This window comes from Stenotrophomonas sp. AN71 (assembly GCF_050435725.1).
In the GTDB taxonomy this organism is placed as follows: Bacteria; Pseudomonadota; Gammaproteobacteria; order Xanthomonadales; family Xanthomonadaceae; genus Stenotrophomonas.
In genome coordinates, this window is the sequence record NZ_JBNDKU010000001.1 from 528,650 (window position 1) to 555,277 (window position 26,628).

Sequence of the window (26,628 nt, forward strand, 5' to 3'; positions counted from 1 at the left end):
CCCCATGTCCAGCGTACTTTCCACCGGCACCGGAGCCCTGCTCGCCTTCCAGCGTGCGTTGGCGACCACCAGCCACAACGTGGCCAACCTCAATACCCCCGGCTACAGCCGGCAGAAGGTCAACTTCGCCACGGCCGATCCGCAGAATTACGGCTACGGCACGGTTGGCAACGGCACCCGTATCACCGACATCCGCCGCACGGCCGACCAGCTGGCGATCTCGCGCCTGCTCGACAGCAGCGGTGAACTGGCACGCCTGAAGCAGCTTTCGGGCATGGCCGACCGGGTCAACGCGCTGTTCTCCGATGCGGCCACGAATGTCTCCGGCGTCTGGTCGAACTTCTTCGATTCGGTCAGTGGCCTGTCCTCCAACGCGGCCGGCACCGCCGATCGGCAGAACATGCTCGATGGCGGCAAGACGCTGGCCAACCGCTTCGTGCAGCTCAACACGCAGCTGAACAACCTCAACAGCGAGGTCAACAACGGCCTGCTGGCCGGCGCGACCGAAGTCAACCGGCTCGCGCAGGAAATCGCGCAGATCAACGGGGCGATCGGCACCAACGTGGCCACTGCCGCGCCGGATCTGCTTGACCGCCGCGATCAGCTGATCACCCAGTTGATCGGCTACACCGGGGGTACGGCCGTCATCCAGGATGGCGGCGTGATGAATGTCTACACCGCCGGCGGCAACGCGCTGGTGGTGGGCACCACGGCCACCAAGGTCACCACCGTGGCCGACCCGTACCAGCCCGAGCGCCTGCAGCTGGCGCTGGAAACCCAGGGCAACACCATCCGCCTGGACCCAAAGGCGGTCGGCGGCCAGATCGGTGGCCTGCTGGAATTCCGCGATACCGTGCTGACCCCGGCCCAGGCCGAGCTGGGCAAGCTGGCGGTGGGCCTGGCCGAAAGCTTCAACCAGGCACACCATCAGGGCGTGGACCTGTACGGCCAGATGGGCGGTGATTTCTTCAACATCGGCAACCCACGCGTCACCGCCAACAACAGCAACACCGGCACCGGCAGCCTCAGCGCCACCTATGGCGACCTGGGCAAGCTGGACGCGCAGAACGTGGTGCTGCAGTTCGACGGCACCAACTGGAAAGCGAGCCGTTCCGACACCGGCGCCAGCGTCCCGCTGACCGGCACCGGCACGGCTGCCGATCCGCTGGTGATCAACGGCGTGCAGCTGGTGGTGGGCGGTACCCCGGCGGCGAATGACCGTTTCCTGCTGCAGCCGACCGCCGGCGTGGCCGGCAGCCTGGAAATGGCGATCACCGATCCGTCGCGCATCGCTGCCGCCGCCGCAGTGAAGGGCGCGGCGGCCACCGCCAACACCGGCACCGGCAAGCTGAGCGGCGTCACCGTTACCGATTCGGCCAACGCCAACCTGCGCAATCCATCGGCGATCGTGTTCACCTCGGCCACCACCTACACCATCGACGGTGGCCCGCCGCAGACCTACACCCCCGGCCAGACCATCAGCGCCAACGGTTGGAGCTTCGTGCTGGACGGCGCGCCGAAAGTGGGCGATACCTTCAACATCACCCCGACCCCGGCCGGGTCGTCGGACAACAGCAACGCCTCCAAGCTGGCCAAGGTGGAAAGTGCGAAGGCGTTCAATGCCGGCACGGTAACCCTCAACGGCGCGCTGGGCGGGCTGACCACCCAGGTCGGCGCCGCAGCCCGTTCGGCCGAGTATTCGCTGGATGCCCAGCTGGTGATCAATGACAAGGCGCAGGAAGCGCGCGATGAAGTGTCAGGGGTGAACCTCGACGAGGAAGCCGCCGACATGCTGCGCCTGCAGCAGGCCTACCAGGCCGCCTCGCAGCTGATCTCCACTGCCGACAGCATGTTCCAGACCATCCTGGGAGCCGTCCGCCGATGAGCAGCCGCATCTCCACCGGAATGATGTTCAACCAGTCGGTGTCGCTGATGATGGCCAAGCAGGCCAAGCTCAGCCACCTGGAACAGCAGATCGCCACCGGCAGCAAGATCGTCAGTGCCAAGGACGATCCGGTCGCTGCCGGCACCGCGGTCGGTCTGGATCGCAGCCTGGCCGCACTGGACCGCATGAAACTCAATGCCGGCAACGTGCAGAACCGCTTGGGCGTGCAGGAAAACACCCTGGCCCAGGTCAACGATCTGATGGCCCGCGTCAACGACCTGACCATCCAGGCCAGCAACCCGGCGCTGAGCGCGGCCGACAAGAAGACGCTGATCACCGAAGTGAACCAGATCCGCGATGGCCTGTTGTCGCTGGCCAACGCCGACGACGGCACGGGCCGCTACGTATTCGGCGGTACCAACGATGGTGACCCGCCGTTCGCCAAGATCAACGGCAAGGTGGTCTACCGGGGTGACCAGACGCAGCGCCAGGTCGAGGTCGGACCGGACACCTACGTCAAGGATGCCCTGCCCGGCAGCGAGATCTTCATGCGCATCCCGACCGGCGATGGCTTCGTCGACGGCAGCGCCGCTGCCGGCAACACTGGCAACGGGGTGCTGACCAACGTCACCCGCGACGGCAGCAACAGCTGGAACGGCCAGTCCTTCAGCGTGCGCTTCACCACCGGCACCCAGTATGAGGTGGTGGACGGTGCGGGCAACGTGACCGGCACCGGCACCTACAAGGCCGGTGACGACCTGGAGGTGAACGGTGTACGCCTGCAGATCACTGGTGCACCGGCGGCAGGTGACCGCTTCAATATGCAGGCGGCCAGCAGCCGCGACATCTTCGCCACCATGGACAACCTGGTGGCGGCGCTGGGTGCGGACACCGGCACCACTGCGCAGATGAGCGCGCAGCAGAACCAGCTGCAGAGCGCGCTGCGCGACATTGCACGCGCGTCAGAGCGGATGATCGACTCACGTGCGGCCGGTGGCGCACAGTTGAAGGCGCTGGACAATGCGGCTGACATGCGCGAAGCCAATGGCGTGACCCTGAAGACCACGCTGTCGCAGATGCGTGACCTGGACTATGCCGATGCGTTGAGCCAGTACCAGTTGCAGAGTACGGCGCTGCAGGCGGCACAGACGATCTTCTCGCAGATGCAGTCGATGTCGCTGTTCAACAAGATCCGCTGACGTCCCTGCGACGTTGCACACCGAAGGCCGCGATGCCCAGCATCGCGGCCTTTTTCGTTTGTGGTTTCCCGTTCCGCCGCGCTCGCCGGGCGTGCCCCGGCGCTACCACCGCCAGGCCGTCTCCGGCCGATTTTCCGTGATTGCCCATCAAGCCCGGCCGCACCCCGCCGATACCTTCATCAGCGCTGGCCAGGCCCTGCCCGACCGCCCCTTCCGGGGCCGCTTCCGCCCTGGCAACAGGACGGAAAACCCCGGAAAAACAGCCTCCAGCACCGAATTGCGGCTCCAGCGGAATTCACGGCTAAAGGTTGTTGACAAAGCGCCGTTATTCATTTGGCAACGGCGAAGCACACAGCCACACAAAAAAACAGGCGGCGCTTCGCTTCATTCACCAACGGGTTCCACATAAGAGGAGACGACCCCATGGCACAGGTAATCAACACCAATACGATGTCGCTCAACGCTCAGCGCAACCTGAGCACCAGCGGCAGCTCGCTCGCTACCACCATCCAGCGCCTCTCGTCCGGCCTGCGCATCAACAGCGCGAAGGACGACGCCGCCGGCCTGGCCATCAGCGAGCGCTTCACCACCCAGATCCGTGGTCTGGACGTGGCCATCCGCAACGCCAACGACGGCATCTCCCTGGCCCAGGTGGCCGAGGGTTCGCTGAATGAAGTCGGCAACAACCTGCAGCGCATCCGCGAACTGGGCGTGCAGGCCTCCAACGCCACCAACTCGGCCAGCGACCGCAAGGCGCTGCAGGCCGAAGTGACCCAGCTGGTCAGCGAAATCGACCGTGTCGCCAAGCAGGCCGACTTCAACGGCACCAAGCTGCTCGATGGCAGCTTCACCAGCCAGCTTTTCCAGGTGGGCGCCAACGCCGGCCAGGCCATCGCCATCAACAGCGTGGTCAACGCCAAGGCCGACTCGCTGGGTGCGGCCAGCTTCGCCAACGGCTACACCGGCACCGCACTGGCTGTCGACAAGGCCACCGCCGATACCACCTATTCCGGCCTGCAGGTCTCGGTCACCCCGCCGGGCGGCAGCGCCACCACGGTCACCATCAGCGATTTCACGGTGAAGGCCGGCGAATCGATCACCTCGGCCACCGCGGCCGCGATCAACAACAAGCTGGGTGAAACCGGCGTGGTCGCCTCGGTCAACGCCGGCGTGGTCAGCCTGGCATCGGTGAAGGATGGCCAGACCTTCACCCTCGGTGTCAGCGCGGCCACCCCGCCGGCCGGCGCCACCGCCGCCACCATTGCCGGACTGGGCCTGACCGAGACCAGCACCAACGGCGGCACGCTGACCGGCGCAACGGCCAGCTTCGTCAAGGACCTGAACGTCACCACCGCTGAAGGCGCGCAGAAGGCGATGTCGATCGTCGACAAGGCGCTGGAGTCGGTCAACAGCGTCCGCGCCGACCTCGGCGCGATCCAGAACCGCTTCACCTCGGTGGTGGCCAACCTGCAGACCTCCTCGGAGAACCTGTCCGCATCGCGCAGCCGCATCCGCGATACCGACTTCGCCAAGGAAACCGCCGAGCTGACCCGCACCCAGATCCTGCAGCAGGCCGGCACGGCCATGCTGGCCCAGGCCAACCAGGTACCGCAGAACGTGCTCAGCCTGTTGCAGCGCTGACATGAGCCGCCCCCGGGGCACGTCGGGGGCGTCTAACCCAACTCACGTGCAACCGCTCAAGGACCTCTCCTCATGGCACAAGTCATCAACACCAATACGATGTCGTTGAATGCTCAGCGTAACCTGAGCACCAGCGGCAGCTCGCTGGCTACCACCATCCAGCGCCTGTCCTCCGGTTCGCGCATCAACAGCGCCAAGGACGACGCCGCCGGCCTGGCGATCTCCGAGCGCTTCGGCACGCAGATCCGCGGTACCGACGTCGCCATCCGCAATGCCAACGACGGCATCTCGCTGGCCCAGGTCGCCGAAGGTTCGCTGACCGAAATCGGCAACAACCTGCAGCGCGTCCGCGAGCTGTCGGTGCAGGCCTCCAACGCCACCAACTCGGCCAGCGACCGCAAGGCGCTGCAGGCCGAAGTGACCCAGCTGGTCTCGGAAATCGACCGCGTTGCCAAGCAGTCGGACTTCAACGGCACCAAGCTGCTGGACGGTTCGTTCTCCAGCCAGCTGTTCCAGGTCGGCGCCAACGCCGGCCAGGCCATCGCCATCGACAAGACCATCGACGCCAAGGCCAACGCCCTGGGCGGTGCCAAGTTCGACACCAACGCACTGGCCCTGGCCGATCCGGGCACCAATGCGGACTTCAGCACCACCGGCCTGTCCATCAACGGTGTGGCCATCGCCGACGTCTCGGTCAAGCAGGGCGCCGACGCCGCTGCCACCGGCAAGGCCTCGCGTGAAGCACTGGTCACCGCGATCAACGCCAAGATCGGTGAAACCGGCGTGTTCGCTGAAGTCAACGGCACCGCCGGCGTGACCCTGACCTCGGTCAAGGACAGCACCAACGCCGACGGCTCGTTCAAGGCCATCACCGCGACCCCGGGCACCTGGACCGGCGCCACCGCGCCGACCTTCACCGCCACCACCGCTGCGGCGGCGCCGGCATCGAAGTACGCCAGCAACCTGGACGTCAGCACCGTGAAGGGCGCCCAGCAGGCCATGGAAATCGTCGACAAGGCCCTGGGTGCGATCAACAGCACCCGCGCCGACCTCGGCGCGATCCAGAACCGCTTCACCTCGGTCGTGGCGAACCTGCAGACCTCGTCGGAGAACCTGTCGGCTTCGCGTAGCCGCATCAAGGACACCGACTTCGCCAAGGAAACCGCCGAGCTGACCCGCACCCAGATCCTGCAGCAGGCCGGTACGGCCATGCTGGCCCAGGCCAACCAGGTGCCGCAGGGCGTGCTCAGCCTGCTGCGCTGATCCGCCGTCTGATCGACCTCCGGGCGCCGCATGACGTGGCGCCCGGATCCTGAAACACGTTCCACCTTCGCCAAAGGAAAAGCACCATGGCACAAGTCATCAACACCAATACGATGTCGTTGAATGCTCAGCGCAACCTGAGCACCAGCGGCAGCTCGCTGGCTACCACCATCCAGCGCCTGTCCTCCGGTTCGCGCATCAACAGCGCCAAGGACGACGCCGCCGGCCTGGCGATCTCCGAGCGCTTCGGCACGCAGATCCGCGGTACCGACGTCGCCATCCGCAATGCCAACGACGGCATCTCGCTGGCCCAGGTCGCCGAAGGTTCGCTGACCGAAATCGGCAACAACCTGCAGCGCGTCCGCGAGCTGTCGGTGCAGGCCTCCAACGCCACCAACTCGGCCAGCGACCGCAAGGCGCTGCAGGCCGAAGTGACCCAGCTGGTCTCGGAAATCGACCGCGTTGCCAAGCAGTCGGACTTCAACGGCACCAAGCTGCTGGACGGTTCGTTCTCCAGCCAGCTGTTCCAGGTCGGCGCCAACGCCGGCCAGGCCATCGCCATCGACAAGACCATCGACGCCAAGGCCGGCTCGCTGGGCACCTCGACCTTCGCCACCGGCGCGACCGCTGCCCTGGCCGCCAGCACCGACGGTGCGCGCTTCTCCGGCACGGTGATGGGCGTGGACATCGGCACGGTTGAAGTCAAGGCCGGCGCCACCACGGCCGACGCTTCCAAGGCCGTTGCGACCGCCATCAACGCCAAGATCGGCGAGGCCGGCATCTTCGCCGAAGCCAATGCCGACGGCACGCTGAAGCTGAGCTCGGTGAAGGAAGGCAAGGCCGTTGCCGCTGCCGATATCGCCCTGATGCGCAGTGACTACGACGCGACCGCCAAGACCTGGGGCACCGCAGCTGCTGCGGGCGCCTACACCGCCGGCACCGACACTTCGGCCAACGTGCAGAAGCTGGACGTGAGCACCGTGCTCGGCGCCCAGCAGTCGCTGGAAGTGGTCGACAAGGCCCTGGGTGCGATCAACAGCACCCGCGCCGATCTCGGTGCGATCCAGAACCGCTTCACCTCGGTCGTGGCGAACCTGCAGACCTCGTCGGAAAACCTGTCGGCTTCGCGTAGCCGCATCAAGGACACCGACTTCGCCAAGGAAACCGCTGAGCTGACCCGCACCCAGATCCTGCAGCAGGCCGGTACGGCCATGCTGGCCCAGGCCAACCAGGTGCCGCAGGGCGTGCTCAGCCTGCTGCGCTGATCCACGGCAAGAAGGCGCCGCTACCGTCGGGTCGAACCGACGGTAGCGGCAACCGGGAAGCCACGATGCACGAAGGCGCGGGCCATGCCCGGCCCGGGATCACTCCCGAACCGGCTTGGCATCGCCCGCTCCTGCGGATCTCTCTTTCAGCGCTGTACCCTTGACTGTACGTACCGGGCGGCTTCGTCTCCCCCCGATTGTCAGTAGCCTGATCCCTCCCCTGCATTGGGGGAGGGCTTTTTGCAGACTCCCGGCAGCCCGCGGTGAACCTACCCGCACCCTGCCCCAGCACTCCTGCAACCTGCGTGCCAGAACCCGCGCCAAGCCATTGGCACGCCGCATGCATCAACGAAGTCCTCAAGACCCAGCGGCGCAGGCCGCTATTTTCGTTGACGACGGGCCACCGCACGACGGTCAGGCCCGGATACCAGGAGAAACGACGTGGCAGACTTTGGATACGGTGGCATTGGCTCGGGGCTCAACATCTCCGACATCGTCAACCAGCTGGTCGCAGCTGACCGCAAGCCCGCCGACAATGCGCTGAACCTGCAGCAGTCCAAGGCCAAGATGCAGCTGTCGTCGATCGGCACCATCACCTCGGCCTTCGACAAGCTCAAGACCGCGCTGACCGCATTGAAGGCGACCACCGCGTTCGATACGCGTACGGTGACCGCCAGCAAGGGCGGCGACAAGGGTACCGACGAAATCCTGACGGCCTCGGTCGCGCTGTACGACGTCGGTACCACCAAGGCTGCAGCCTCCAACGGCTCGCACGTGGTCAACGTCACATCGCTGGCCACCGCGCACAAGCTGATCGCCGATACCTCGGTACCGAAAACCGACACCTTCGCCGCCGGAACCTTGACGCTGACCGTCGGCGTGGGCGACAAGGCCAAGACCATGAACGTGGAGGTGGAAGCCGGCGACACGCTGACCACCGTCCGCAACAAGATCGACGCGGCCGGCCGCAAGGAAGGCGTGCAGGCTACCCTGATCAGCTCCGGCGACAACCAGTACCTGTCGATCGCCCAGGAGAAGACCGGCGCGGCCAATGCGATCAAGCTGGAATATGCCGGCAGCGACGCCAAGCTGGGCGGCCTGGTCAACAGCCTGAAGCAGAACACCGCCGCCGCCGATGCAGAACTGACGATCGATGGCGTCAAGGTCGTCAGCGCCAGCAATACCGTGGCCGATGCGGTTCCAGGCCTGACCCTGAACCTGAAGATGCCTGGCACCAGCACGGTTACCATCAGTACCGACACCGGCGCGGCGACCAAGGTGATGCAGGAGTTCGTCACCGCGTACAACGCGGCGCTGGCGGCGATCGGTACCGAAACCAAGTACGACGCGAAGACCAAGTCAGCCTCAACCCTGACTGGTGACGCGCAGATGCGCGGTGCTACCAGCCAGCTGCGTTCGGTGATGTCCAGCGTGCTCAAGGACCTGGCCGGCGACAAGCTGGACGCCAAGGCGATCGGCCTGGATACCCGCGGCTACCCCAATGCCGACGGCACGCTGGTGCTGGACACCACAAAGTTCGCCGCCGCGCTGGCCAGCCAGCCGGAGAAGATGCGCCAGGCGATCACCGGCGACACCGGTGGTGCCGGCCAGCTGTTCACGCTGGTGGACGGCTACGTGAGCACCACCGTGGGCAAGGAAGGTGCGTTCGTCGCCCGCACCAAGGGCCTGAACACCACGCTGGACAACATCGACAAGCGCCGCAAGGACCTGGACACGCGCATGAAGAGCGTGGAAGAGCGCTACAAGAAGCAGTTCGTGGCGCTGGACAGCCTGATGGGCAAGCTGCAGCAGAGCAATACGTCACTGCAGCAGCAGCTGGCGCAGTTGAACCGCTGAGCAGGCGTGCGCAGCGCTCAAGTTTGCCGCGCAACGCACCGATAACGGACGCAACAGCCATCATCGCCGCGCCGTCGGCAACGATCACTGCGATCGACCGGCGGCACCCAGCGCAAGGAGAATCACGAATGTACGGTTCCAGCCGTCAATATGCCGAACAGTATCGCCAGGTGGGAGTGACCAGTGCGGTCGCCGATGCCGATCCGCACAAGCTGGTGGCGATGCTGCTGGCCGGCGCGCTGGAGCGCGTCCGCCGTGCCCTGGCCAGCCTCGAGCGTGGCGACCAAGCCGGCAAGGGCAAGGCGATCGGCGAAGTCTGCGCGATCGTCGGCCACCTCAACGGCTCGCTGGACCACGAGGCCGGCGGCGAGATCGCCGGCAACCTCTCGGCGCTTTACGACTACGTGCTGCAGCGCCTGACCGAGGCCAATCTGCACAACGACCGTGCGGCGCTGGACGAATCGCTGCAGCTGCTGGGCGAGATCGACAGCGCCTGGAACGCGATCCCTCAGGAACAGCGCCGCCCGGCAGCGGTGGCGCCGTGAGCCTGCTTGAACTGCACGCACAGCTGGACGCCTTCGAGAAGGCGCTGGGCGAAGAAGCGCTCGACCATGCCGACAGCCTGCTCGATGGCCATGACAGCACCCTGCACGCCCTGCTCAGCCAACCGCTGACCCAGGCCGACCACGCTCCGTTGAACGCGTTGTTCGAGCGCCAGCAGAGCCTGCTGGGCCTGCTGCGCCAGCGTCGCGATGCTGTCGCCGCACAGATCAGCAACGGCCAGCGCTCCCTTCGCGCCGCGCACGCCTACCTGCAGGCAGAATCGCTGGCATGACCTCACTGCCGACCACGTCGCTGCACCACCCCGCCGAAAGCGAGCTGTTCGACGAGACGCTCAGCTGCGAGCTGGCGTTGCCGGCCGAGTTCCAGGCCGGTAGTGCTGCCGGCCGCACCAGCAGCGCCGAAGGCCTGTTGCGCAGCCTCGCGCTGGTCGAAGACAGCCGCACCGACGAACACGAAGAACGCAGCGAAGCCAGCCTGCAGCTGCAGCGGCTGGAGGCCAAGCTGGACCTGGCCATGGTGCTGCTGGGCCGACTGGTACGCCAGCAGGGCCAGGAGCTGACCCTGCGTCCGGTGCGCTGGTCACGCCGCGGCATCCGCCTGCAGCTGGGCCCGCGCAGTGGTGCCAACCCCGGCCAGGCCGGCGTAGTGCGCTTGCAGCCCAGCGACTGGCTCCCGGATCACATCGACCTGCCGGTGGAAGTAATCGCCGAAGCCGCCGACGGCGGTGGTGGGCACTTCCTGTGGCTTCGTTTCCAGCGCCTAGGTGATGGCCTGGAGATGGCGATGGAGCGACACCTGTTCCGCCTGCACCGCCGCCAGGTGGCCGAAGCCCGCCGCGCGCGTTGAAACCTGCCACCTTGGTGCTGGACGGCCGACCCTTGGCGCGCCCGTTCAGCTAAGTTAAGGTGGACTCCCCTACACGGATCTGCCGCGTGCCTGTGCGAGTTCTCATCGTCGACGATCACACCTTGGTCCGCGCCGGCCTGGCGCGGCTGCTGCAAGGGTTTGCCGACGTGCAGCTGGTCGCCGAGGCCAGCAATGCCGAACAGGCCTTGCAGCTGGCCCTGCAGCACGCGCCCGACGTGGTGCTGATGGATCTCTCGCTGCCCGGCCGCACCGGCCTGGAAGCACTCAGCGACATCCGCCTGCGCGCACCCGGCACCCGGGTGGTGATGATGACCATGCACGATGACGCGGCCCATGTACGCGATGCGCTCGATCGCGGCGCAGTCGGATTCGTGGTCAAGGACGCCGCGCCGCAGGAGCTGGAGCTGGCATTGCGCGCCGCGCACGCCGGACAGGTGTTCCTGAGCCCGCAGATCTCGGCCAAGATGCTGGCGCCGATGCTCGGCCGCGAGAAACCGACCGGTATCGCCGCATTGTCGCCGCGCCAGCGCGAGATCCTGCGCCGTATCGGCAAGGGCGAGAGCAACAAGGAAATCGCTGCTGACCTCGGCATCAGCGTCAAGACGGTGGAAACCCATCGCGCGCGCATGATGGAGTCGCTGGGCTGCCGCCGCGCCAACGACCTGCTGCTGCTTGCGGCCCGCCACCAGCACGAGCTGGAGTAAGCGCCCATCTCGGCGATGCGCAACGATGGCCGGGTCGAGTCGACGCTACCAACCCGCGCCGGCCTCGCATCGGCGACGAAATCCCGTCATCCCGACGTACCCCGACAGGAATCCGTGCACGACACACAGGGGGCACGGCGAATTCTGCACCACGAATCAATGCCTTAGCCGCGACCATCGTCAATATCCTGCTTTCATGTAAGGAATTTCCCGACATCGCGTAGGGATTTCCACGAGCACCCTCAGGAACCCCCCGATTCCGCGCCCGCCGGATGAAAAGCAAGATGCGTTCCACAAGGCGCCGGGGAGCGGTGCCGGGGAACCACGATGAAGGCTGCACTCTCGACCCAGCTGGGCCAACAACTTCACCTCACCCCGCAGCTGCTGCAGTCGATCCGGCTGCTGCAGCTCGATGGCCTGCACCTGGAACAGGAAATCCAGCGCCTGCTGGATTCCAATCCGCTGCTGGAGATCGAAGAGGCCGAAGCGCCTGCGGCCGACGCCGTCGATGCCAGTGCCACCGTGCTGGATACCGCCGCCTTCGACGAGCTGCCCGAGTCCTCCATGTGGGATGTGGCCAGCGCCAGCTGGCAGGATGGCGACGACGACCGCATGGCGCGCATCGCCGCGGGCGAATCGACCGACCCGCAACTGCGCGTGCTGCAGCGCCTGTCGCTGGACATGGACGACCGCCAGCTGGCGGTGGCCGCGTTCTGGCTGGACCATTGCGATGAAGCGGGCTACCTGCAGGCGCCGCTGGCGCAGCTGCAACTGCTGGCCAGCGCCCAGTTCGACATCGCCGCAGACGGCGTGGAGGCCATCCGCCAGCAGCTGCTGCACGGCGAACCCGCCGGCATGGCCGCGCAGGACCTGTGCGAGGGCCTGCAGGCACAGCTGCGCAGCCTGCACGGCACGGTGCCCGCGCGCCACCTGGCCACACGCATCCTCGGCGGCGCGCTCGACGCGCTGGCGGCGCACGACTACCCCGCCCTCGCCCGCCAGCATGACGCCGAGATCGACGACGTGCGCGAGGCGGTGCGCCTGATCCTCTCGCTGCAGCCGCGCCCCGGCGACAGCCTGCTGCCCGAGCGCAACGCGGTGGTGGTGCCGGATGTGGTCGCCTGGCACGCCGACAATCAGTGGAAGGTTGCGCTGAACCCGGCCACCAGTCGCCGCGTGTCGATCAACAGCCAGTACGAACAGGCACTGGCCGACAGCAACGAGGCGGCCCCCGCCCTGCGTGAGATGCTGCAGGAAGCCCGCTGGTTCAGCCGTGGCCTGTCGATGCGCTATGACACCCTGCTGCGCACCGCGCGAGTGATCGTCGAGCGCCAGGCCGCGTTCCTGGTGCGTGGCGAGGAAGCCATGGCGCCGCTGACCCTGAAGGAGGTGGCCGAGGAAATCGGCATGCACGAGTCCACGGTTTCGCGGATCACCACCGGCAAATTCCTGCAGACCCCGCGCGGCACCTTCGAGCTGAAGCACTTCTTCGCGGTCCGCCTGGAGGGCGCCAGCGTCTCCGGCCAGGCCGTGAAGGCCATGGTCCGGCGTCTGATCGACGCCGAGCCGGCCGGTCGGCCGCTGGCCGATGAGGCCATTGCCGGCCTGTTGTCACGCCAGGGGGTGAACATTGCCCGCCGAACCGTCGCAAAATACCGAGAACAACTGGATATCGCCCCGGCCCGCGAACGGCGCCGGCTCAGCGCCAGGCAACCGCAGCTGGCCCGGGTGGGCTGAAAAGGATGTTGGACATGAACAAGCTCACGGTCCTGCTGGTCGATGACCACGAGGGCTTCATCAATGCCGCGATGCGCCATTTCCGCAAGATCGACTGGCTGCAGATCGTCGGCAGCGCCGGCAATGGCCTGGAAGCGATCGAGCGCTCGGAAACGCTGCGCCCGCAGGTGGTGCTGATGGACCTGGCCATGCCGGAGATGGGCGGCCTGCAGGCGACCCGCCTGATCAAGTCGCAGGACGATGCGCCGTACATCGTCATCGCCAGCCACTTCGACGACGTCGAGCACCGGGAGCACGCGCTGCGCGCCGGCGCCGACAACTTTGTCAGCAAGCTGTCCTACATCCAGGAAGTCATGCCGATCCTGGAAGGCCTCAGGGAGGATCGATCGTGAGCGAATCGCGCATCCTGGTACTGGACAACGACGCGGTGCGTGCCGAGCGCACCGTTGCCCTGCTGGAATTCATGGACTTCAACCCGCGCTGGGTCTCCGACGCAGCCGACTTCGACCTCAGCCGGCAGCGCCAGAACGACTGGATGGCGGTGATCGTCGGCAGTCTGGACGACACCGCGGCCAGTGCCGCGCTGTACAGCTGGCTCGGGGGCAGCAGCCTGCCACCGCCGGTGCTGCTGGCCGACGGCGACGCCCAGGCGTTTGCCCAGCAGCATGGCCTGCACGAAGCCAATCTCTGGCCACTGGAAACCCCGCTGCGCCATGCGCAGATGGAGGCCCTGCTGCGCCGCGCCAGCCTCAAGCGCCTGGACGCCGAGCACCAGGCCGGCGCCGTGCAGGAGCAGGGGCCGACCGGCAATGGCCCGGCGGTGACAGGACTGCGCACCATGATCGAGCAGGTCGCGGCGTTCGATACCACGGTGCTGGTGCTGGGTGAATCCGGTACCGGCAAGGAAGTGGTGTCGCGCGCGATCCACCAGCGCTCGCCGCGCCGTGATGGCCCGTTCGTGGCGATCAACTGCGGCGCCATTCCCGCCGACCTGCTGGAAAGCGAACTGTTCGGCCACGAAAAGGGCGCCTTCACCGGCGCACTGACCGCGCGCAAGGGCCGCTTCGAAATGGCCGAAGGTGGCACCCTGCTGCTGGACGAGATCGGCGACATGAGCCTGCCGATGCAGGTCAAGCTGCTGCGCGTGCTGCAGGAACGCAGCTTCGAACGTGTCGGTGGCAACCAGACCATCCGCTGCAACGTGCGCGTGGTGGCCGCGACCCATCGCGATCTGGAAACCCGCATCGCCGAAGGCAAGTTCCGCGAAGACCTGTTCTACCGCCTCAATGTGTTCCCGATCGAAGTACCGGCCCTGCGCGAGCGCTGCGAAGACCTGCCGGCACTGGTGGAAACCATCGCCACGCAGCTGGCGCGCACCGGCCGCGGCGAAGTGCGCTTCACCGCGGAGGCGCTGCAGGCCTTGGCCGGCTACGAATGGCCCGGCAATGTGCGCGAGCTGACCAACCTGGTCGAACGCCTGGCCGTGCTGCACCCGGGTGGTTCGGTGCGCGTGCAGGACCTGCCGGCCCGCTACCGTGGCGACGCCGCGCTGGCCGCAGCCGCCGCACCGGCACTGGCCCAAGTCGCCGCCAGCGAAGAACGCCTGGACCTGCGCAGCTTCTCGTTCCACACGCCGGGCAGCGGCAACCAGCCGGCGCTGGAGCACGGCATCGCCGTCAATCGACCGGCGGCACCGGCCGCACTGCCCGACGATGGCCTGGACCTGCGCAACCACATGGCCAACATCGAACTGGGCCTGATCAACGAAGCACTGGAACGCACCCAGGGCGTGGTCGCCCATGCTGCCCAGCTGCTCGGCCTGCGCCGCACCACCCTGGTGGAAAAGCTGCGCAAGTACGGCATCGAACGCGAGCAGGCCGAACTGGCCGGCTGAACCACGCGATCAGCATGAAGGGGGCACGAACGCCTGGGCTTGCCCAGGCGTTGGTGTTTGTGGCGCCGCTGCATGACATCAGTAGATCCACGCCATGCGTGGATGAGGGAATCAGCCGCTGGACGTCGTTTGCAACTTCTCCTAAGGGCAGCTGCGAAACATATGGGTAGCCTTGTCCGGATGGAGAACTCAATCAGACCGCCAACGCTTGATCTCACGCCAATCAGCCAGGAACAGATCGATCACTCTGCCCTGCTGTTCGAAGCGCGGCAGCTGTCTGACCGTCTTGCGCCATATCCCAACAACAGCACGATGTTCCATCCACGTCTACAGAAATACCAGGCTGACGATCGCAACCTGGCGATCTTTGGACGTGTACCGGGCGGACTCTTTTTCGTCGATCTCATGGATGGCTCGGTAGGGCTGCTTCCAATCGACGGTGGAACACCGCTCAAGTACTGCAATTCAGACCTGGGCAGTTTCGCAATCTTCCACAACGCGTTGATGGAAGCGATTCAGGCTGCGATCAACTCCCACAGGGACGTGTCAGAGTGCACGCTCCTGGAGCTTGAGACTGCCTTCCGCAAGTCCGATCCCAGCTCAATGCTGGACGAAAGCAACTTCTGGCCCACGTGCCTTTACGAGCTTTCGGAGGGGTTCTTTCCTCTTTCATCCGAAAAGGTGGAACTGCATCGTTCGCTCGGGGTCGATCTCAGCTACCCGTGGTAGCACTCGTATCAAAGACGCTCTCTGGGCTTCCCTTCTTGAATGAGGTCGGGCCCTTTCCGTTGGAAAGGGATCCGACCCCTTCGCATCTGCAGCGCCAGAATTCCGGCCACTGGACTCTGCAGCCGTAGGCCAGAAAACCGACGCCGGTTAAATGGCGCGTGTCACGCCTCGAGAACAGCATCCACGCATGGCGTGGATCTACTGGACGGCAGCCATGGCATGGACCGAGCGTGTCGGCCAAGGTCGACACCCACCAACAGCAGCACAGACGCCGTTCCGGCAGATCGCGGAATCTGTCGGAGGCGGGGTGGGGGCGGGGGGGGGGGGGGGGGGGGGGGGGGGGGCGCCGCCCCCCCCCCCCCGGGGGGGGTTGGGGGGCCCCCCCCCCCCCCCCCCCCCCCCCCACCCCCCCCCCCCCCCCCGGGGGGGGGGGGGGTTTGGTGGGGGGGGGGGGGGGGGGGGGGGGGGGGGGGGGGGCGGCGGCCCCGCCCCCCCCCCCCCCCCCCCGGGGCGGGGTCCCCGCCCCCCCCCCCCCCCCCCCCCACCCCGCCACCCCACGGGGAGCCGGCTTTTGACGTTGACGTTGATTCGGCGGGTGCAGGGCGCAGCCCTGCCAGCACACCCAACGCCCTCACCTCACTGAATCGAAAACCGGTTTCGGCACGGCACTTGCACTGGCTCCAGCAGACAACCCATCCCCTGTTTCTGGAACCGTTGCAGATGTCCCACTCCGTCACGTCGATCCTTTCCCAGATCCGCTCCTATCAGACCCAGATGGGACAGCCGGCGCTCAACCCGCTGGCCGAAACGCCGCGCAGCAATGCCCTGCCGGGATCGGTACTGGATACCCCGCAGGTGCAGCCGGCCAGCTTCACCGAGACCCTGCGCGGCGCCATTGCCGGCGTCAACGACGCGCAGCAGAAGTCCGGCGCGCTGGCCAAGGCCTTCGAACTGGGTGACCCCAGCGCCGACCTGGCCAAGGTGATGGTCGCCTCACAGCAGTCCCAGATCGCCTTCCGCGCCACCGTGGAAGTCCGCAACCGTCTCGTCCAGGCCTACCAGGACGTGATGAACATGCCGCTGTAAGGAACTTTGACGCATGGCACTGACGCTTTCCAAGGACAGCCTGAACGCCGAAAGGGCCGGGCAATGGTTCGACCGCCTGCAGAGCCTGCAGATCACCCGTCGGCTGGGGCTGATGGCGATGATCGCAGTGGCGGTGGCGGCGGGCCTGTCCGTGTTCTTCTGGTCGCAGAAGCCAGGCATGGTCCCGCTGTATACCGGCCTAGACCAGAAGGCGACCGCTGAAGCGACCGACCTGCTGCGCGCCGCGCAGATTCCGTTCGCCCTCGATCCGGCCACCGGCGGCATCACCGTGCCGGAAAAGAACCTGCACGACGCCCGCCTGAAGCTGGCCGGTTCCGGCCTGACCGACAGCGGCAAGCTCGGCTTCGAGCTGATGGAGCGCGACCCCGGTTTCGGCGTCAGCCAGTTCGTGGAAAGCGCGCGCTACCAGCATGCACTGGAAACCGAGCTGTCGCGCACCATCAACACGCTGCGCCCGGTGCGCGATTCGCGCGTGCACCTGGCCATTCCCAAGCCCAGCGCGTTCACCCGCCAGCGTGACGTCGCCAGCGCCTCGGTCACCCTGGAGCTGCGCGGCGGCCAGCAGCTGGAGCGCAGCCAGGTCGATGCCATCGTGCACATGGTGGCCGCCAGCATCCCGGACCTGGCACCGGAACGCGTGACCGTGGTCGATCAGAGCGGCCGCATGCTCAGCATCACCGACCCGAACAGTGAAGCAGCGATCAATGCCGCCCAGTTCGAGCAGGTTCGCCGCCAGGAAACCTCGTTCAACCAGCGCATCCGCGAACTGCTGGAACCGATGACCGGCCCCGGCCGCGTCAACCCGGAAGTAAGCGTGGACATGGACTTCTCGGTGACCGAGGAAGCCCGTGAACTCTACAACGGTGAACCGCAGAAGCTGCGCAGCGAGCAGATGAGCGAGAACACCACCAGCACGCCGGGCCCGCAGGGCGTACCGGGTGCGACCAGCAACAGCCCGCCGGGCCAGCAGGCCGCACCGGCCACCGCGCAGACCCCGACCGAAAGCAGCAAGAACGCCACCCGCAACTACGAGCTGGACCGCACCCTGCAGCACACCCGCCAGCCAGCCGGCCGCATCAAGCGCGTGTCGGTGGCGGTGCTGGTGGACAACGTGCCGCGTGCAGGCGCCAACGGCAAGGTTGCCCCGCAACCGCTGGCGGCGGCAGAGTTGACCCGCGTCGAAGCCCTGGTCAAGCAGGCCGTCGGCTTCAACGCTGAGCGCGGCGACACCGTGTCGGTGATGAACGCGCCGTTCGTGCGTGATACCACGCCGGTCGAAGGCCCCGCCTGGTGGGAGCTGCCGTGGGTGCACGATGCCGGCCGCATGCTGCTGGGCGCGGTGGTGGTACTGGCGCTGCTGTTCGGCGTGCTGCGCCCGGCGCTGCGCGCGATCACCGGCCAGAACAAGAAGGATGCGAACCAGGCACTGGAGCCGCACAGCGCGGACGTGCAGCTGGTCGATGACGATGGCACGCCGTTGCCGGCGCTCGGCGCTGACCGCGCGAGCCTGGGCGGGCCGGATGCACTGGCCCTGCCGGTGGATTCATATGAGGAACGACTGCGGATGGCGCGTGAAGCCGTGAAGACCGACTCCAAGCGCGTGGCCCAGGTGGTCAAGGGCTGGGTGGCCAATGACTGAGGTACCACTGACCGGCGTGCAGCGCGCCGCCGTTCTGCTGCTGTCCCTGGGTGAGCTGGACGCGGCCGAAGTGCTGCGCCACATGGAACCGAAGGAAGTGCAGAAGATCGGCATCGCCATGGCCACCATGACCGACATCACCCGCGAGCAGGTGGAACGGGTGATGGACCAGTTCGGCCAGGAGCTGGGCTCGAAGACCTCGCTGGGCGTGGGCTCGGACGACTACATCCGCAACATGCTGGTGCAGGCCCTGGGCAGCGAAAAGGCGGGCAACCTGATCGACCGCATCCTGCTGGGCCGCAACACTACCGGCCTGGATGCACTGAAGTGGATGGATCCACGTGCGGTGGCCGACCTGGTGCGCAACGAGCACCCGCAGATCATCGCCATCGTGATGGCCCATCTGGAAACCGACCAGGCCGCCGATGCGCTGAAGCTGCTGCCCGACCGCACCCGCGTGGACGTGCTGCTGCGCATCGCCACCCTCGATGGCATCCCGCCGAACGCGCTCAACGAACTGAACGAGATCATGGAGCGCCAGTTCGCCGGCAACCAGAACCTGAAGTCGTCCAACATCGGTGGCGTGCAGTGCGCGGCCAACATCCTCAACTTCATGGACAGCGGCCAGGACCAGGCGATCCTGGGCGAGATCGCGCGAATCGACGCACCGTTGAGCAACCGCATCCAGGACCTGATGTTCGTGTTCGACGATCTGGTCGACCTGGACGATCGCGAAATGCAGCTGGTGCTGCGCGAAGTCAGCGGCGAGCGCCTCGGCCTTGCCCTGCGCGGCGCCGACATCAAGGTGCGCGACAAGATCACCCGCAACATGTCCCAGCGCGCGGCGGAAATCCTGCTGGAAGACATGGAAGCCCGAGGCCCGGTGCGCCTGTCCGACGTGGAAGGCGCGCAGCGGGAGATCCTGGCCATCGTCAAGCGCATGGCCGATGAGGGCACCGTCACCATCGGCGGCAGCGCGGAGGCCATGCTGTGAGCAATGTCGTGCGCTGGCTTGCCCCGGACCTGCTGGCCCAGCCCGAACCGGTGCTGGACCGGGAGGATGCATTCGAGCTGACCGAGCCGGACCCGGACCACGAACCGGAGCCGCCGCTGCAGCTGCCGACCCTGGAGGAAATCCAGGCAATCCAGGACAGCGCCGAAAAGGAAGGCTTCGAGCACGGCCATGCCGAAGGTTATGGTCAGGGCCAGGCTGAAGTGCGCCGGCTGGCCGCGCAGATCGAAGGCATCCTGGACAATTTCAGCCGGCCGCTGGTGCGGCTGGAGAACGAAGTGGTCGGGGCGCTGGGCGAACTGGCCGTGCGCATCGCCGGTGCGCTGGTCGGTCGCGCCTATGAAGCAGACCCGGCACTCCTGGCACAGCTGGTCGGTGAAGCGATCGACGCTGTCGGCGGCAGCACCCGCGAGGTGGAAGTGCGCCTGCATCCGGATGACATCGCTGCCCTCGCCCCGCTGCTGAACCTGGCGCCGCAACAGCGCCTGGTCCCCGATACCAGCCTCAGCCGCGGCGACCTGCGCGTGCATGCCGAAGCCGTGCGCATCGACGGCACCCTGGAAGCGCGCCTGCGCGGTGCGCTGGATGCAGTGATCCGCCAGACCGGAGCCGTGGCATGACCACCGAACCGCAACCGACGCCGCCGCCGGCCGACTGGGCCGTGGCGCGCAACCTGCGCCTGGCGCGGCGCCTGGATGGCCTGCGCGTGGATACCGCACATGGCCGCGGCCTGATCCGCGAGGGCGTACTGCGCCGCGCGGTCGGCCTGACCCTGGAAGCAGTCGGCTGCGAGGCGCCACTGGGGGCCAGCTGCAAGGTCGAAGTGGTCGACGGCGGCTGGGTGGATGCCGAAGTGGTCGGCTTCGCCGGCGAGCGCACCTATCTGATGCCCAGCGCCGAACTGCACGGCCTGCTGCCCAATGCCCGGGTCGTCCCGTCGGCACGCCGTGGTGGCGTGGAAGTGGGCGAAGGCCTGCTGGGCCGCGTCATCGACAGCGACGGCGTGCCGCTGGACGGCAAGGGCCCGATCCGCGCCGAGGGCCATGTCGGCATGGCCGGCGTCTCGATCAACCCATTGGCCCGCGAGCCCATCACCCAACCGCTGGACGTCGGCGTGCGCGCGATCAATGCGTTGCTGCCGATCGGCCGCGGCCAGCGCGTGGGCCTGTTCGCCGGCTCCGGCGTGGGCAAGTCCACCCTGCTGGGCATGATGACCCGTTACACCGCCGCCGACGTGATCGTGGTCGGCCTGATCGGTGAGCGCGGCCGCGAAGTACGCGATTTCGTCGAGACCACGCTGGGCGAAGAAGGTCTGCGCCGCGCAGTCGTTGTCGCCAGCCCCGCCGACCGGCCGCCGCTGGCGCGTCTGCACGGCGCCTACCGCGCCACCGCCATCGCCGAATGGTTCCGCGACCAGGGCCTGAACGTCCTGCTGCTGATGGACTCGCTGACCCGCTTCGCCCAGGCGCAGCGCGAGATCGGCCTGTCGGTCGGCGAACCGCCGACCACCCGCGGTTATCCGCCGTCGGTGTTCGCCAAACTGCCGGCATTGGTCGAGCGCGCCGGCAACGGTGCCAAGGGACGCGGTTCGATCACCGCGTTCTACACCGTGCTGACTGAAGGCGATGATCCGCAGGACCCGATTGCCGATGCGGCGCGCGCGATCCTGGACGGCCACATCCTGCTCTCCCGTCGCGTCGCCGACAGCGGCCTGTATCCGGCCATCGACGTCGAATCCTCGGTCAGCCGCGTGGTCACGGAAATCGCCGACGAGCCGTGGCGCCTGCGCATCCGCAAGTTGAAGCGACTGGTCTCGGCCTACTCGGCCAACCGTGACCTGATCGCCATCGGTGCCTACCAGCGCGGCAACGACGCGGCCACCGACGAAGCCCTGGAACGCTGGCCGGACATCATGGAATTCCTCGGCCAGGACGTTGCCAAGGCCGCAGATCTCCCGCACAGCCAGGCGGCGCTGCAGCGCCTGGTGGAACAAGAGAGTTAAGCCATGAACCAGTCCAAGCGCATCGATCCCCTGCTCAAGCGGGCCCAGGAACACGAGGACGCGGTCGCCCGCGATCTGGCCGAACGCCAGCGCGTGCTCGACACCCATCTATCGCGACTGGACGAACTGCGCCGTTACGCCGAGGAATATGCCTCGCAGCAGATGGCCAACGCACAGATGGCAGCAACCAGCCCGGCGCAGCTGCTGAACCGCCGCGCCTTCCTTGACCGGCTGGACAGTGCGGTCGAGCAGCAGCAGGCCACGGTCAACGGCAATCGTGAGAAGGTGGAGGCCGAGCGCGCCCGCTTGATCCTGGCCAGCCGTGACAAGGCCGTGCTGGAACAGCTGGCTGCCAGCTACCGCGCCCAGGAGAAGGTGGTGACCGACCGCCGCGACCAGCGCGAGATGGATGACATCGGTGCGCGCCGCGTCCGCTTGGTACAGGCCGAAGACCAGGACGGCAACGAGCAGGGAGGCCGCCCGTGATGCCCGCTCCGCTCGCCAGCAGCGCCAACACACCCTCTCCGGCCAGCAGCAACGGCACCACCCGTGCCACGCGCAGCGACAGTGGCAAAGACTTCAGCCAGCTGCTGCAGGGCGGCCCATCGTCGGCGGCGCCGGCGGCGTCCCCGGGTGCAACGCCCACAGCGCCAGCCTCCACCTCGGCGACCACGCCGGACAGCAACGGGCAGGCCAATGCCGAGCGCAGGCCGGACAGTGAACCGCCCACCGACGACGCGGCGGCATTGCCCACCGCCACGCCGGTCGTCGCGGCCGACAAGGACAAGCCTGCCGCCACCGAAGACGCACCCTGGCCGCCGCTGGGTCTGGCCGGGTTGATGCTTGCCGTCGCCACGCCCACCGATGCGGCGGCCCCACCCCTGGTCACACCCATTGCCGCCGATGGCGAAGACGCGGCGGCGCCTGCCGCATTGCCCGCCCCGGCTCCCGCATTGCCTGCGACGGCGCAGGGCGCGCCCGCCGCCGCCAACGCAATGACCACTGTCGGCAAGCCGGCGGCCGCCAGCACCGATGAAGCCAGCGCGCTGCCGTTGCCGGAGATGATCCTGCCCGGCAAGCGCAGCGAGCGCGGCGAAGGCAGTGATCTGGCGGCGCTCGGCGATCGCGCGACGGCGCCATTGCTGCATGCCCCGGCGCCGGCGGCGGTGCAGGACCTGAAGGCCGCACTCACCGCCGGCACGGCCATCTTCAACGGCGAACCGACGCCCAAGCCGGTGCTGGGGGATGAAGGCTTCGACCAGGCCATCGGCGCCCGCCTGGGCTGGCTGGCCGACCAGAAGATCGGCCACGCCCATATCCGGCTCAGCCCTGACGATATGGGCCCGGTCGACGTCCGCCTGCAGTTGAACGGCGACAAGGTGCATGCCAGCTTCAGCAGCCCGCATGTCGATGTGCGCCAGGCACTGGAAAGCAGCCTGCCGCGCCTGCGCGAACTGCTCGGCGAACAGGGCTTCCAGCTGGCCCATGCCGATGTGGGCCACCAGGCACCCGGTGGTGACGGCAATGCGCCCGGCCCGTCCGGCAACGGCGGCATGGCAGGCGACGGAGAACCGACGCCTGGCGACGCCAACGTGTCGTCCGCGCAGTTGATCCGCCAGCGCGGGCTGCTGGACGCGTACGCCTGACAGGTGTGCCAACCAAGGTTGGCACCCACCAGAGCGGGACGCTCGGCACCTACCCGGATCGCGTTGGTGGGTGCGGAGCTTGCTCCGCTCGGCCCCACCGGCACCCCGACGGAATTCCGTCGCGCCCCTCCCTACCGCCTTCGGCACATCCCTTGCATATCCCGGTGAAGCAACCCTCAGGAGCTTCACCCCGTGGCCGCAGCCGCTGACAAAACCAAGAAGACCGTCGACAAGGACAAGGCCGCCAAGCCGCGCAGTCCGATGCTGATCACCGCGCTGGTGGCCGTGCTGGCCGCCGCTGCCGCCGGTGGCGGCGTGTGGTTCTTCACCCAGTCCAAGCAGGAAGACAAGACTGCGCAGGCGCCGAAGAAGAGCACCACTCCGGCGCCGGCCCAGTACTTCGCGCTGGACCCGGCCTTCGTGGTCAACCTCAACGGCCCGGTCGACGGCCCGCGCTACCTGCAGCTGGAAGTGCAGCTGATGACCCGTGATCCGGCCGCGCTGGAAGCGATCAAGACCCATGCGCCGGCCATCCGCGCGCGTCTGCTGATGCTGTTCTCGCAGGTCAGCCCGGACCAGATCGCCGATGTCGCCGGCAAGCAGAAACTGCAGGCCAACTCGCTGGCCGAGGTGCAGAAGGTGCTCAAGGCCGAGACCGGCAGCACCGGCGCCGACGATCTGCTGTTCACCAGCTTCGTGACCCAGTAAGGGCCCACCGATGAATGATCTGCTGTCCCAGGACGAGATCGATGCCCTGCTCCATGGCGTGGACAGTGGCGCGGTCGAGACCGATGCGGAACCGCCCTCGGGCGAAGCCCGCTCGTACGACTTCGCCAGCCAGGACCGCATCATCCGCGGTCGCATGCCGACCCTGGAAATGGTCCACGAGCGCTTCGCGCGCCTGTGGCGGATCGGCCTGTTCAACCTGATCCGGCGCTCGGCCGAGCTGTCGGTCCGCGGCGTCGAGCTGATCAAGTTCAACGACTACATGCACTCGCTGTATGTGCCGACCAACCTGAACCTGATCCGCTTCAAGCCATTGCGCGGCACCGGCCTGATCGTGTTCGAGCCGACCCTGGTGTTCGCCATCGTCGACAACTTCTTCGGCGGCGACGGACGCTACCCCACCCGCATCGAAGGCCGCGAGTTCACCGCCACCGAGATGCGGGTGATCCACCTGCTGCTGAAGCAGACCTTTGCCGATCTGCGCGAAGCCTGGGCACCGGTGATGGACGTCGATTTCGAGTACATCAACTCGGAGATCAACCCACACTTCGCCAACATCGTGACGCCACGCGAATACGTGGTGGTCTGCCGCCTGCATGTCGAACTCGACGGCGGTGGTGGCGACATCCACGTCACCCTGCCGTACTCGATGCTCGAGCCGATCCGCGAACTGCTTGACGCCGGCATCCAGAGCGATCGCAACGACCGCGACGAGAGCTGGGGCCAGACCCTGCGCGAACAGCTCAACATCGCCGAAGTCACCCTGTCCAGCGTGCTGGCCAGCAAGCGCATGACCCTGCGCGACCTGACCCGGTTGAAGGTCGGCGACATCCTGCCGATCGACCTCAGCCCGCAGGTGCCGCTGTGCGTGGAGAACATCCCCGTGTTCACCGGCGAGTTCGGCGTCGCCAACGGCATGAACGCCGTGAAGATCACCGCTACCCATCCGCCGGGCACCCGTCCGCGCGTACCCGTCATCCAGGAAGACCCGCAATGAACGATATCGACGCCCTCGAACCGACCCCGGCCCAGTTCAGCAGCCTGCAGGCCGATGAGGCGATCGGTCCGGACCTGAACCTGGACGTGATCCTCGACGTGCCAGTGACCCTGTCCCTGGAGGTCGGTCGTGCCCGCCTGCCGATCCGCAACCTGCTGCAGCTCAACCAGGGCTCGGTGGTGGAACTGGAGCGTGGTGCCGGCGAATCGCTGGACGTGTTCGTCAACGGCACCCTGATCGCCCACGGCGAAGTGGTGGTGATCAATGACCGCTTCGGCGTCCGCCTGACCGACGTGGTCAGCCCGAGCGAGCGGATCCGGAGACTGCGTTGATCGCGCTGGCTTCCAGCCTGCTGGCGGTTGGCAAGGCCGCCGCGCCGATCGGCCCCCAGGTCGGCCAGCATGCCGCTGCCGCACCGAGCTTGTTCGGTGCGGTGCTGGCGCTGCTGGCCGTGCTGGCGCTGGTGATCGGCCTGGGCTGGATGCTCAAGCGCCTGCCCGGCAGCGGCTTCCGCCCTGCCGAAGGCATGAAGCTGGTGGCCAGCCTCGCCGTCGGCGCCAAGGAGCGGGTGGTGGTGGTGGAGATCAACGGCCAGCAACTGCTGTTGGGCGTGACCGCCGGCGGCATCAACGCCCTGCACACCCTGCCCGAACCGTTGCCACCGCCCGCACCGGTGCGCGTGCCGGACTTCAAGAACCTCCCGAATTTCGCCCAGCTGCTGCAGCAGCGGCTGCGCAAGGACCCCTGACATGCGTGTCACCCGTACCCGTCCGGCCACCCTGATGTCGTGGCTGTTGTTGCTTGCCCTGTTCCTGTTGCCGGCCCTGGCCTTCGCCGCGCCCGGCGCCCCGGCCACGCCGCTGCCGGACATCAACGTCGGCAAGATCGGCGGTGCGCCGGTCAGCCTGCCGTTGCAGACCCTGCTGTTGATGACGGCGATCACCCTGATCCCGTCGATGCTGCTGGTACTGACCTCGTTCACCCGCATCATCATCGTGCTGGGCCTGCTGCGCCAGGCGCTGGGCACCGGCCAGACGCCGTCCAACCAGGTGCTGCTGGGCCTGGCCCTGTTCCTTACCGCGATGGTGATGATGCCGACCTGGGACAAGGCGTGGAGCGCCGGCATGGCGCCCTACCTCAACGGCGACATCGACTTCCAGACCGCCTGGACGCTGACCACGCAGCCACTGCGCGGCTTCATGCTGGCGCAGATCCGCGAAACCGACCTGATGACCTTCGCCGGCATTGCCGGGCACGGCACCTACGCCAGCCCCGACGCGATCCCGTTCCCGGTGCTGGTTGCTTCGTTCGTCACCAGCGAGCTGAAGACCGCCTTCGAGATCGGCTTCCTGATCTTCATCCCGTTCGTGATCATCGACCTGGTGGTGGCCAGCGTGCTGATGTCGATGGGCATGATGATGCTGTCGCCGATGCTGGTATCGGCCCCGTTCAAGATCCTGCTGTTCGTGCTGGTCGATGGCTGGGTGCTGACCGTGGGCACATTGGCGGCCAGCTTCAATCCGGCCTGATTTTCCCCGTAAAGCGTAGTCGAGCATCGCTCGACTCTACACACGCGTCGCCGGGCATGGCCCGGCACTACCGATGGAAAGACGATGTCTCCCGAACTTGCCCTGACCGAACTGCGTGGCGGCCTGATCACCGTGTTGTGGGTGGCCGGCCCGCTGCTGCTCACCGTGCTGGTGGTGGGCGTGGTGGTCGGTGTCGTGCAGGCCGCGACCCAGCTCAACGAACCCACCATCGCCTTCGTCGCCAAGGCGGCGGCCTTGACCGCGGTGCTGTTCGCGCTGGGCAGCCTGCTGATCGGCCACCTGGTTGAATTCACCACGCTGCTGTTCCAGCGCATCCCGCACCTGATCGGCTAGGACACGCACTT

27 protein-coding genes are annotated in these 26,628 nt (G+C 67.1%); all 27 read left to right on the top strand.

The features are described 5' to 3' along the window. The first annotated feature begins 4 nt into the window (after nucleotides 1–4). The 27 genes from flgK (at nucleotide 5) to ABH900_RS02420 (ending at nucleotide 26,617) form a co-directional block, all read left to right on the top strand. Complete coding sequence (gene flgK / locus ABH900_RS02290) at nucleotides 5–1,885, top strand: flagellar hook-associated protein FlgK (protein ID WP_429620884.1); 1,881 nt, start codon at nucleotides 5–7, stop codon at nucleotides 1,883–1,885. Beyond that, nucleotides 1,882–3,084 (top strand): flagellar hook-associated protein FlgL, encoded by a 1,203-nt coding sequence (gene flgL, locus ABH900_RS02295; protein WP_429620886.1) that lies wholly within the window; start codon nucleotides 1,882–1,884, stop codon nucleotides 3,082–3,084. The genes flgK and flgL overlap by 4 nt, the downstream gene beginning before the upstream one ends. Nucleotides 3,085–3,507: 423 nt before the next feature. Further along, entirely contained in the window at nucleotides 3,508–4,725 is a 1,218-nt protein-coding gene (locus tag ABH900_RS02300; RefSeq protein WP_429620888.1) for a flagellin, read from the top strand. 72 nt (nucleotides 4,726–4,797) lie between these two features. Next, nucleotides 4,798–5,988 (top strand): flagellin, encoded by a 1,191-nt coding sequence (locus tag ABH900_RS02305; protein WP_429620890.1) that lies wholly within the window; start codon nucleotides 4,798–4,800, stop codon nucleotides 5,986–5,988. 86 nt (nucleotides 5,989–6,074) lie between these two features. Further along, nucleotides 6,075–7,253: a flagellin gene (locus ABH900_RS02310; RefSeq protein ID WP_429620892.1), complete on the top strand. Its 1,179-nt coding sequence runs from the start codon at nucleotides 6,075–6,077 to the stop codon at nucleotides 7,251–7,253. 441 nt (nucleotides 7,254–7,694) lie between these two features. After that, on the top strand, nucleotides 7,695–9,110 hold the full coding sequence (gene fliD / locus ABH900_RS02315) for a flagellar filament capping protein FliD (protein ID WP_429620894.1): 1,416 nt from the start codon (nucleotides 7,695–7,697) through the stop codon (nucleotides 9,108–9,110). Nucleotides 9,111–9,238: 128 nt separating this feature from the next. Beyond that, nucleotides 9,239–9,655, top strand: coding sequence for a flagellar export chaperone FliS (gene fliS, locus ABH900_RS02320; RefSeq protein ID WP_005409561.1), 417 nt, complete (start codon nucleotides 9,239–9,241; stop codon nucleotides 9,653–9,655). Next, nucleotides 9,652–9,945, top strand: a complete 294-nt coding sequence (locus ABH900_RS02325) for a hypothetical protein (RefSeq protein WP_429620896.1) — start codon at nucleotides 9,652–9,654, stop codon at nucleotides 9,943–9,945. Before fliS ends, ABH900_RS02325 begins: the two co-directional genes overlap by 4 nt. Then, a complete protein-coding gene (locus ABH900_RS02330; protein WP_429620898.1) occupies nucleotides 9,942–10,520 on the top strand; it encodes a PilZ domain-containing protein in 579 nt (192 codons plus the stop codon). Before ABH900_RS02325 ends, ABH900_RS02330 begins: the two co-directional genes overlap by 4 nt. A gap of 92 nt (nucleotides 10,521–10,612) precedes the next feature. Continuing rightward, entirely contained in the window at nucleotides 10,613–11,245 is a 633-nt protein-coding gene (locus tag ABH900_RS02335) for a response regulator (RefSeq protein ID WP_005413261.1), read from the top strand. A gap of 327 nt (nucleotides 11,246–11,572) precedes the next feature. Further along, complete coding sequence (rpoN, locus tag ABH900_RS02340) at nucleotides 11,573–12,982, top strand: RNA polymerase factor sigma-54 (RefSeq protein WP_429620900.1); 1,410 nt, start codon at nucleotides 11,573–11,575, stop codon at nucleotides 12,980–12,982. Nucleotides 12,983–12,996: 14 nt separating this feature from the next. Next, the gene (locus ABH900_RS02345; RefSeq protein WP_135273546.1) at nucleotides 12,997–13,374 is read left to right on the top strand and encodes a response regulator; all 378 of its coding nucleotides are present in this window, start codon (nucleotides 12,997–12,999) and stop codon (nucleotides 13,372–13,374) included. After that, nucleotides 13,371–14,876 carry a sigma-54 dependent transcriptional regulator gene (locus tag ABH900_RS02350; RefSeq protein ID WP_429620902.1) on the top strand — a complete coding sequence of 502 codons (1,506 nt, stop codon included), beginning with the start codon at nucleotides 13,371–13,373 and terminating at the stop codon, nucleotides 14,874–14,876. Before ABH900_RS02345 ends, ABH900_RS02350 begins: the two co-directional genes overlap by 4 nt. Nucleotides 14,877–15,038: 162 nt before the next feature. Then, nucleotides 15,039–15,605 carry an SUKH-4 family immunity protein gene (locus ABH900_RS02355; protein ID WP_429620903.1) on the top strand — a complete coding sequence of 189 codons (567 nt, stop codon included), beginning with the start codon at nucleotides 15,039–15,041 and terminating at the stop codon, nucleotides 15,603–15,605. A gap of 720 nt (nucleotides 15,606–16,325) precedes the next feature. Next, nucleotides 16,326–16,691 carry a flagellar hook-basal body complex protein FliE gene (gene fliE / locus ABH900_RS02360; protein WP_429620905.1) on the top strand — a complete coding sequence of 122 codons (366 nt, stop codon included), beginning with the start codon at nucleotides 16,326–16,328 and terminating at the stop codon, nucleotides 16,689–16,691. A gap of 13 nt (nucleotides 16,692–16,704) precedes the next feature. After that, a complete protein-coding gene (gene fliF / locus ABH900_RS02365) occupies nucleotides 16,705–18,351 on the top strand; it encodes a flagellar basal-body MS-ring/collar protein FliF (RefSeq protein WP_429620907.1) in 1,647 nt (548 codons plus the stop codon). Between the two features lie 7 nt (nucleotides 18,352–18,358). Next, the gene (fliG, locus tag ABH900_RS02370; RefSeq protein WP_024958226.1) at nucleotides 18,359–19,345 is read left to right on the top strand and encodes a flagellar motor switch protein FliG; all 987 of its coding nucleotides are present in this window, start codon (nucleotides 18,359–18,361) and stop codon (nucleotides 19,343–19,345) included. Then, complete coding sequence (locus ABH900_RS02375; RefSeq protein WP_429620910.1) at nucleotides 19,342–19,983, top strand: FliH/SctL family protein; 642 nt, start codon at nucleotides 19,342–19,344, stop codon at nucleotides 19,981–19,983. Before fliG ends, ABH900_RS02375 begins: the two co-directional genes overlap by 4 nt. Next, nucleotides 19,980–21,365, top strand: a complete 1,386-nt coding sequence (locus tag ABH900_RS02380; protein ID WP_429620912.1) for a FliI/YscN family ATPase — start codon at nucleotides 19,980–19,982, stop codon at nucleotides 21,363–21,365. The genes ABH900_RS02375 and ABH900_RS02380 overlap by 4 nt, the downstream gene beginning before the upstream one ends. A 3-nt stretch (nucleotides 21,366–21,368) precedes the next feature. Further along, a complete protein-coding gene (fliJ, locus tag ABH900_RS02385) occupies nucleotides 21,369–21,851 on the top strand; it encodes a flagellar export protein FliJ (protein ID WP_429620914.1) in 483 nt (160 codons plus the stop codon). After that, the gene (locus ABH900_RS02390) at nucleotides 21,851–23,011 is read left to right on the top strand and encodes a flagellar hook-length control protein FliK (protein WP_429620916.1); all 1,161 of its coding nucleotides are present in this window, start codon (nucleotides 21,851–21,853) and stop codon (nucleotides 23,009–23,011) included. Before fliJ ends, ABH900_RS02390 begins: the two co-directional genes overlap by 1 nt. Nucleotides 23,012–23,203: 192 nt before the next feature. Continuing rightward, nucleotides 23,204–23,719, top strand: coding sequence for a flagellar basal body-associated FliL family protein (locus ABH900_RS02395; protein ID WP_429620918.1), 516 nt, complete (start codon nucleotides 23,204–23,206; stop codon nucleotides 23,717–23,719). Between the two features lie 10 nt (nucleotides 23,720–23,729). Continuing rightward, nucleotides 23,730–24,734, top strand: a complete 1,005-nt coding sequence (fliM, locus tag ABH900_RS02400) for a flagellar motor switch protein FliM (protein ID WP_429620920.1) — start codon at nucleotides 23,730–23,732, stop codon at nucleotides 24,732–24,734. After that, complete coding sequence (fliN, locus tag ABH900_RS02405) at nucleotides 24,731–25,066, top strand: flagellar motor switch protein FliN (RefSeq protein ID WP_429620922.1); 336 nt, start codon at nucleotides 24,731–24,733, stop codon at nucleotides 25,064–25,066. The genes fliM and fliN overlap by 4 nt, the downstream gene beginning before the upstream one ends. A gap of 17 nt (nucleotides 25,067–25,083) precedes the next feature. After that, a complete protein-coding gene (fliO, locus tag ABH900_RS02410; RefSeq protein ID WP_429621417.1) occupies nucleotides 25,084–25,482 on the top strand; it encodes a flagellar biosynthetic protein FliO in 399 nt (132 codons plus the stop codon). Nucleotide 25,483: 1 nt separating this feature from the next. Then, nucleotides 25,484–26,263 (top strand): flagellar type III secretion system pore protein FliP, encoded by a 780-nt coding sequence (gene fliP, locus ABH900_RS02415; RefSeq protein WP_429620924.1) that lies wholly within the window; start codon nucleotides 25,484–25,486, stop codon nucleotides 26,261–26,263. Between the two features lie 84 nt (nucleotides 26,264–26,347). Beyond that, nucleotides 26,348–26,617, top strand: coding sequence for a flagellar biosynthetic protein FliQ (locus ABH900_RS02420; protein ID WP_005413254.1), 270 nt, complete (start codon nucleotides 26,348–26,350; stop codon nucleotides 26,615–26,617). Nucleotides 26,618–26,628 lie beyond the last annotated feature (11 nt).

What these genes read in the sequence shown, in the direction of transcription:
- flgK (WP_429620884.1), top strand. Translation starts at nt 5, where the DNA reads ATGTCCAGCGTACTTTCCACCGGCACCGGAGCCCTGCTCGCCTTCCAG.
- ABH900_RS02345 (WP_135273546.1), top strand. Translation starts at nt 12,997, where the DNA reads ATGAACAAGCTCACGGTCCTGCTGGTCGATGACCACGAGGGCTTCATC.
- ABH900_RS02300 (WP_429620888.1), top strand. Translation starts at nt 3,508, where the DNA reads ATGGCACAGGTAATCAACACCAATACGATGTCGCTCAACGCTCAGCGC.
- ABH900_RS02355 (WP_429620903.1), top strand. Translation starts at nt 15,039, where the DNA reads ATGGGTAGCCTTGTCCGGATGGAGAACTCAATCAGACCGCCAACGCTT.
- ABH900_RS02380 (WP_429620912.1), top strand. Translation starts at nt 19,980, where the DNA reads ATGACCACCGAACCGCAACCGACGCCGCCGCCGGCCGACTGGGCCGTG.
- fliP (WP_429620924.1), top strand. Translation starts at nt 25,484, where the DNA reads ATGCGTGTCACCCGTACCCGTCCGGCCACCCTGATGTCGTGGCTGTTG.
- ABH900_RS02310 (WP_429620892.1), top strand. Translation starts at nt 6,075, where the DNA reads ATGGCACAAGTCATCAACACCAATACGATGTCGTTGAATGCTCAGCGC.
- ABH900_RS02390 (WP_429620916.1), top strand. Translation starts at nt 21,851, where the DNA reads ATGCCCGCTCCGCTCGCCAGCAGCGCCAACACACCCTCTCCGGCCAGC.
- flgL (WP_429620886.1), top strand. Translation starts at nt 1,882, where the DNA reads ATGAGCAGCCGCATCTCCACCGGAATGATGTTCAACCAGTCGGTGTCG.
- fliF (WP_429620907.1), top strand. Translation starts at nt 16,705, where the DNA reads ATGGCACTGACGCTTTCCAAGGACAGCCTGAACGCCGAAAGGGCCGGG.
- ABH900_RS02330 (WP_429620898.1), top strand. Translation starts at nt 9,942, where the DNA reads ATGACCTCACTGCCGACCACGTCGCTGCACCACCCCGCCGAAAGCGAG.
- fliM (WP_429620920.1), top strand. Translation starts at nt 23,730, where the DNA reads ATGAATGATCTGCTGTCCCAGGACGAGATCGATGCCCTGCTCCATGGC.
- rpoN (WP_429620900.1), top strand. Translation starts at nt 11,573, where the DNA reads ATGAAGGCTGCACTCTCGACCCAGCTGGGCCAACAACTTCACCTCACC.
- fliN (WP_429620922.1), top strand. Translation starts at nt 24,731, where the DNA reads ATGAACGATATCGACGCCCTCGAACCGACCCCGGCCCAGTTCAGCAGC.
- fliE (WP_429620905.1), top strand. Translation starts at nt 16,326, where the DNA reads ATGTCCCACTCCGTCACGTCGATCCTTTCCCAGATCCGCTCCTATCAG.
- fliS (WP_005409561.1), top strand. Translation starts at nt 9,239, where the DNA reads ATGTACGGTTCCAGCCGTCAATATGCCGAACAGTATCGCCAGGTGGGA.
- fliJ (WP_429620914.1), top strand. Translation starts at nt 21,369, where the DNA reads ATGAACCAGTCCAAGCGCATCGATCCCCTGCTCAAGCGGGCCCAGGAA.
- ABH900_RS02420 (WP_005413254.1), top strand. Translation starts at nt 26,348, where the DNA reads ATGTCTCCCGAACTTGCCCTGACCGAACTGCGTGGCGGCCTGATCACC.
- ABH900_RS02305 (WP_429620890.1), top strand. Translation starts at nt 4,798, where the DNA reads ATGGCACAAGTCATCAACACCAATACGATGTCGTTGAATGCTCAGCGT.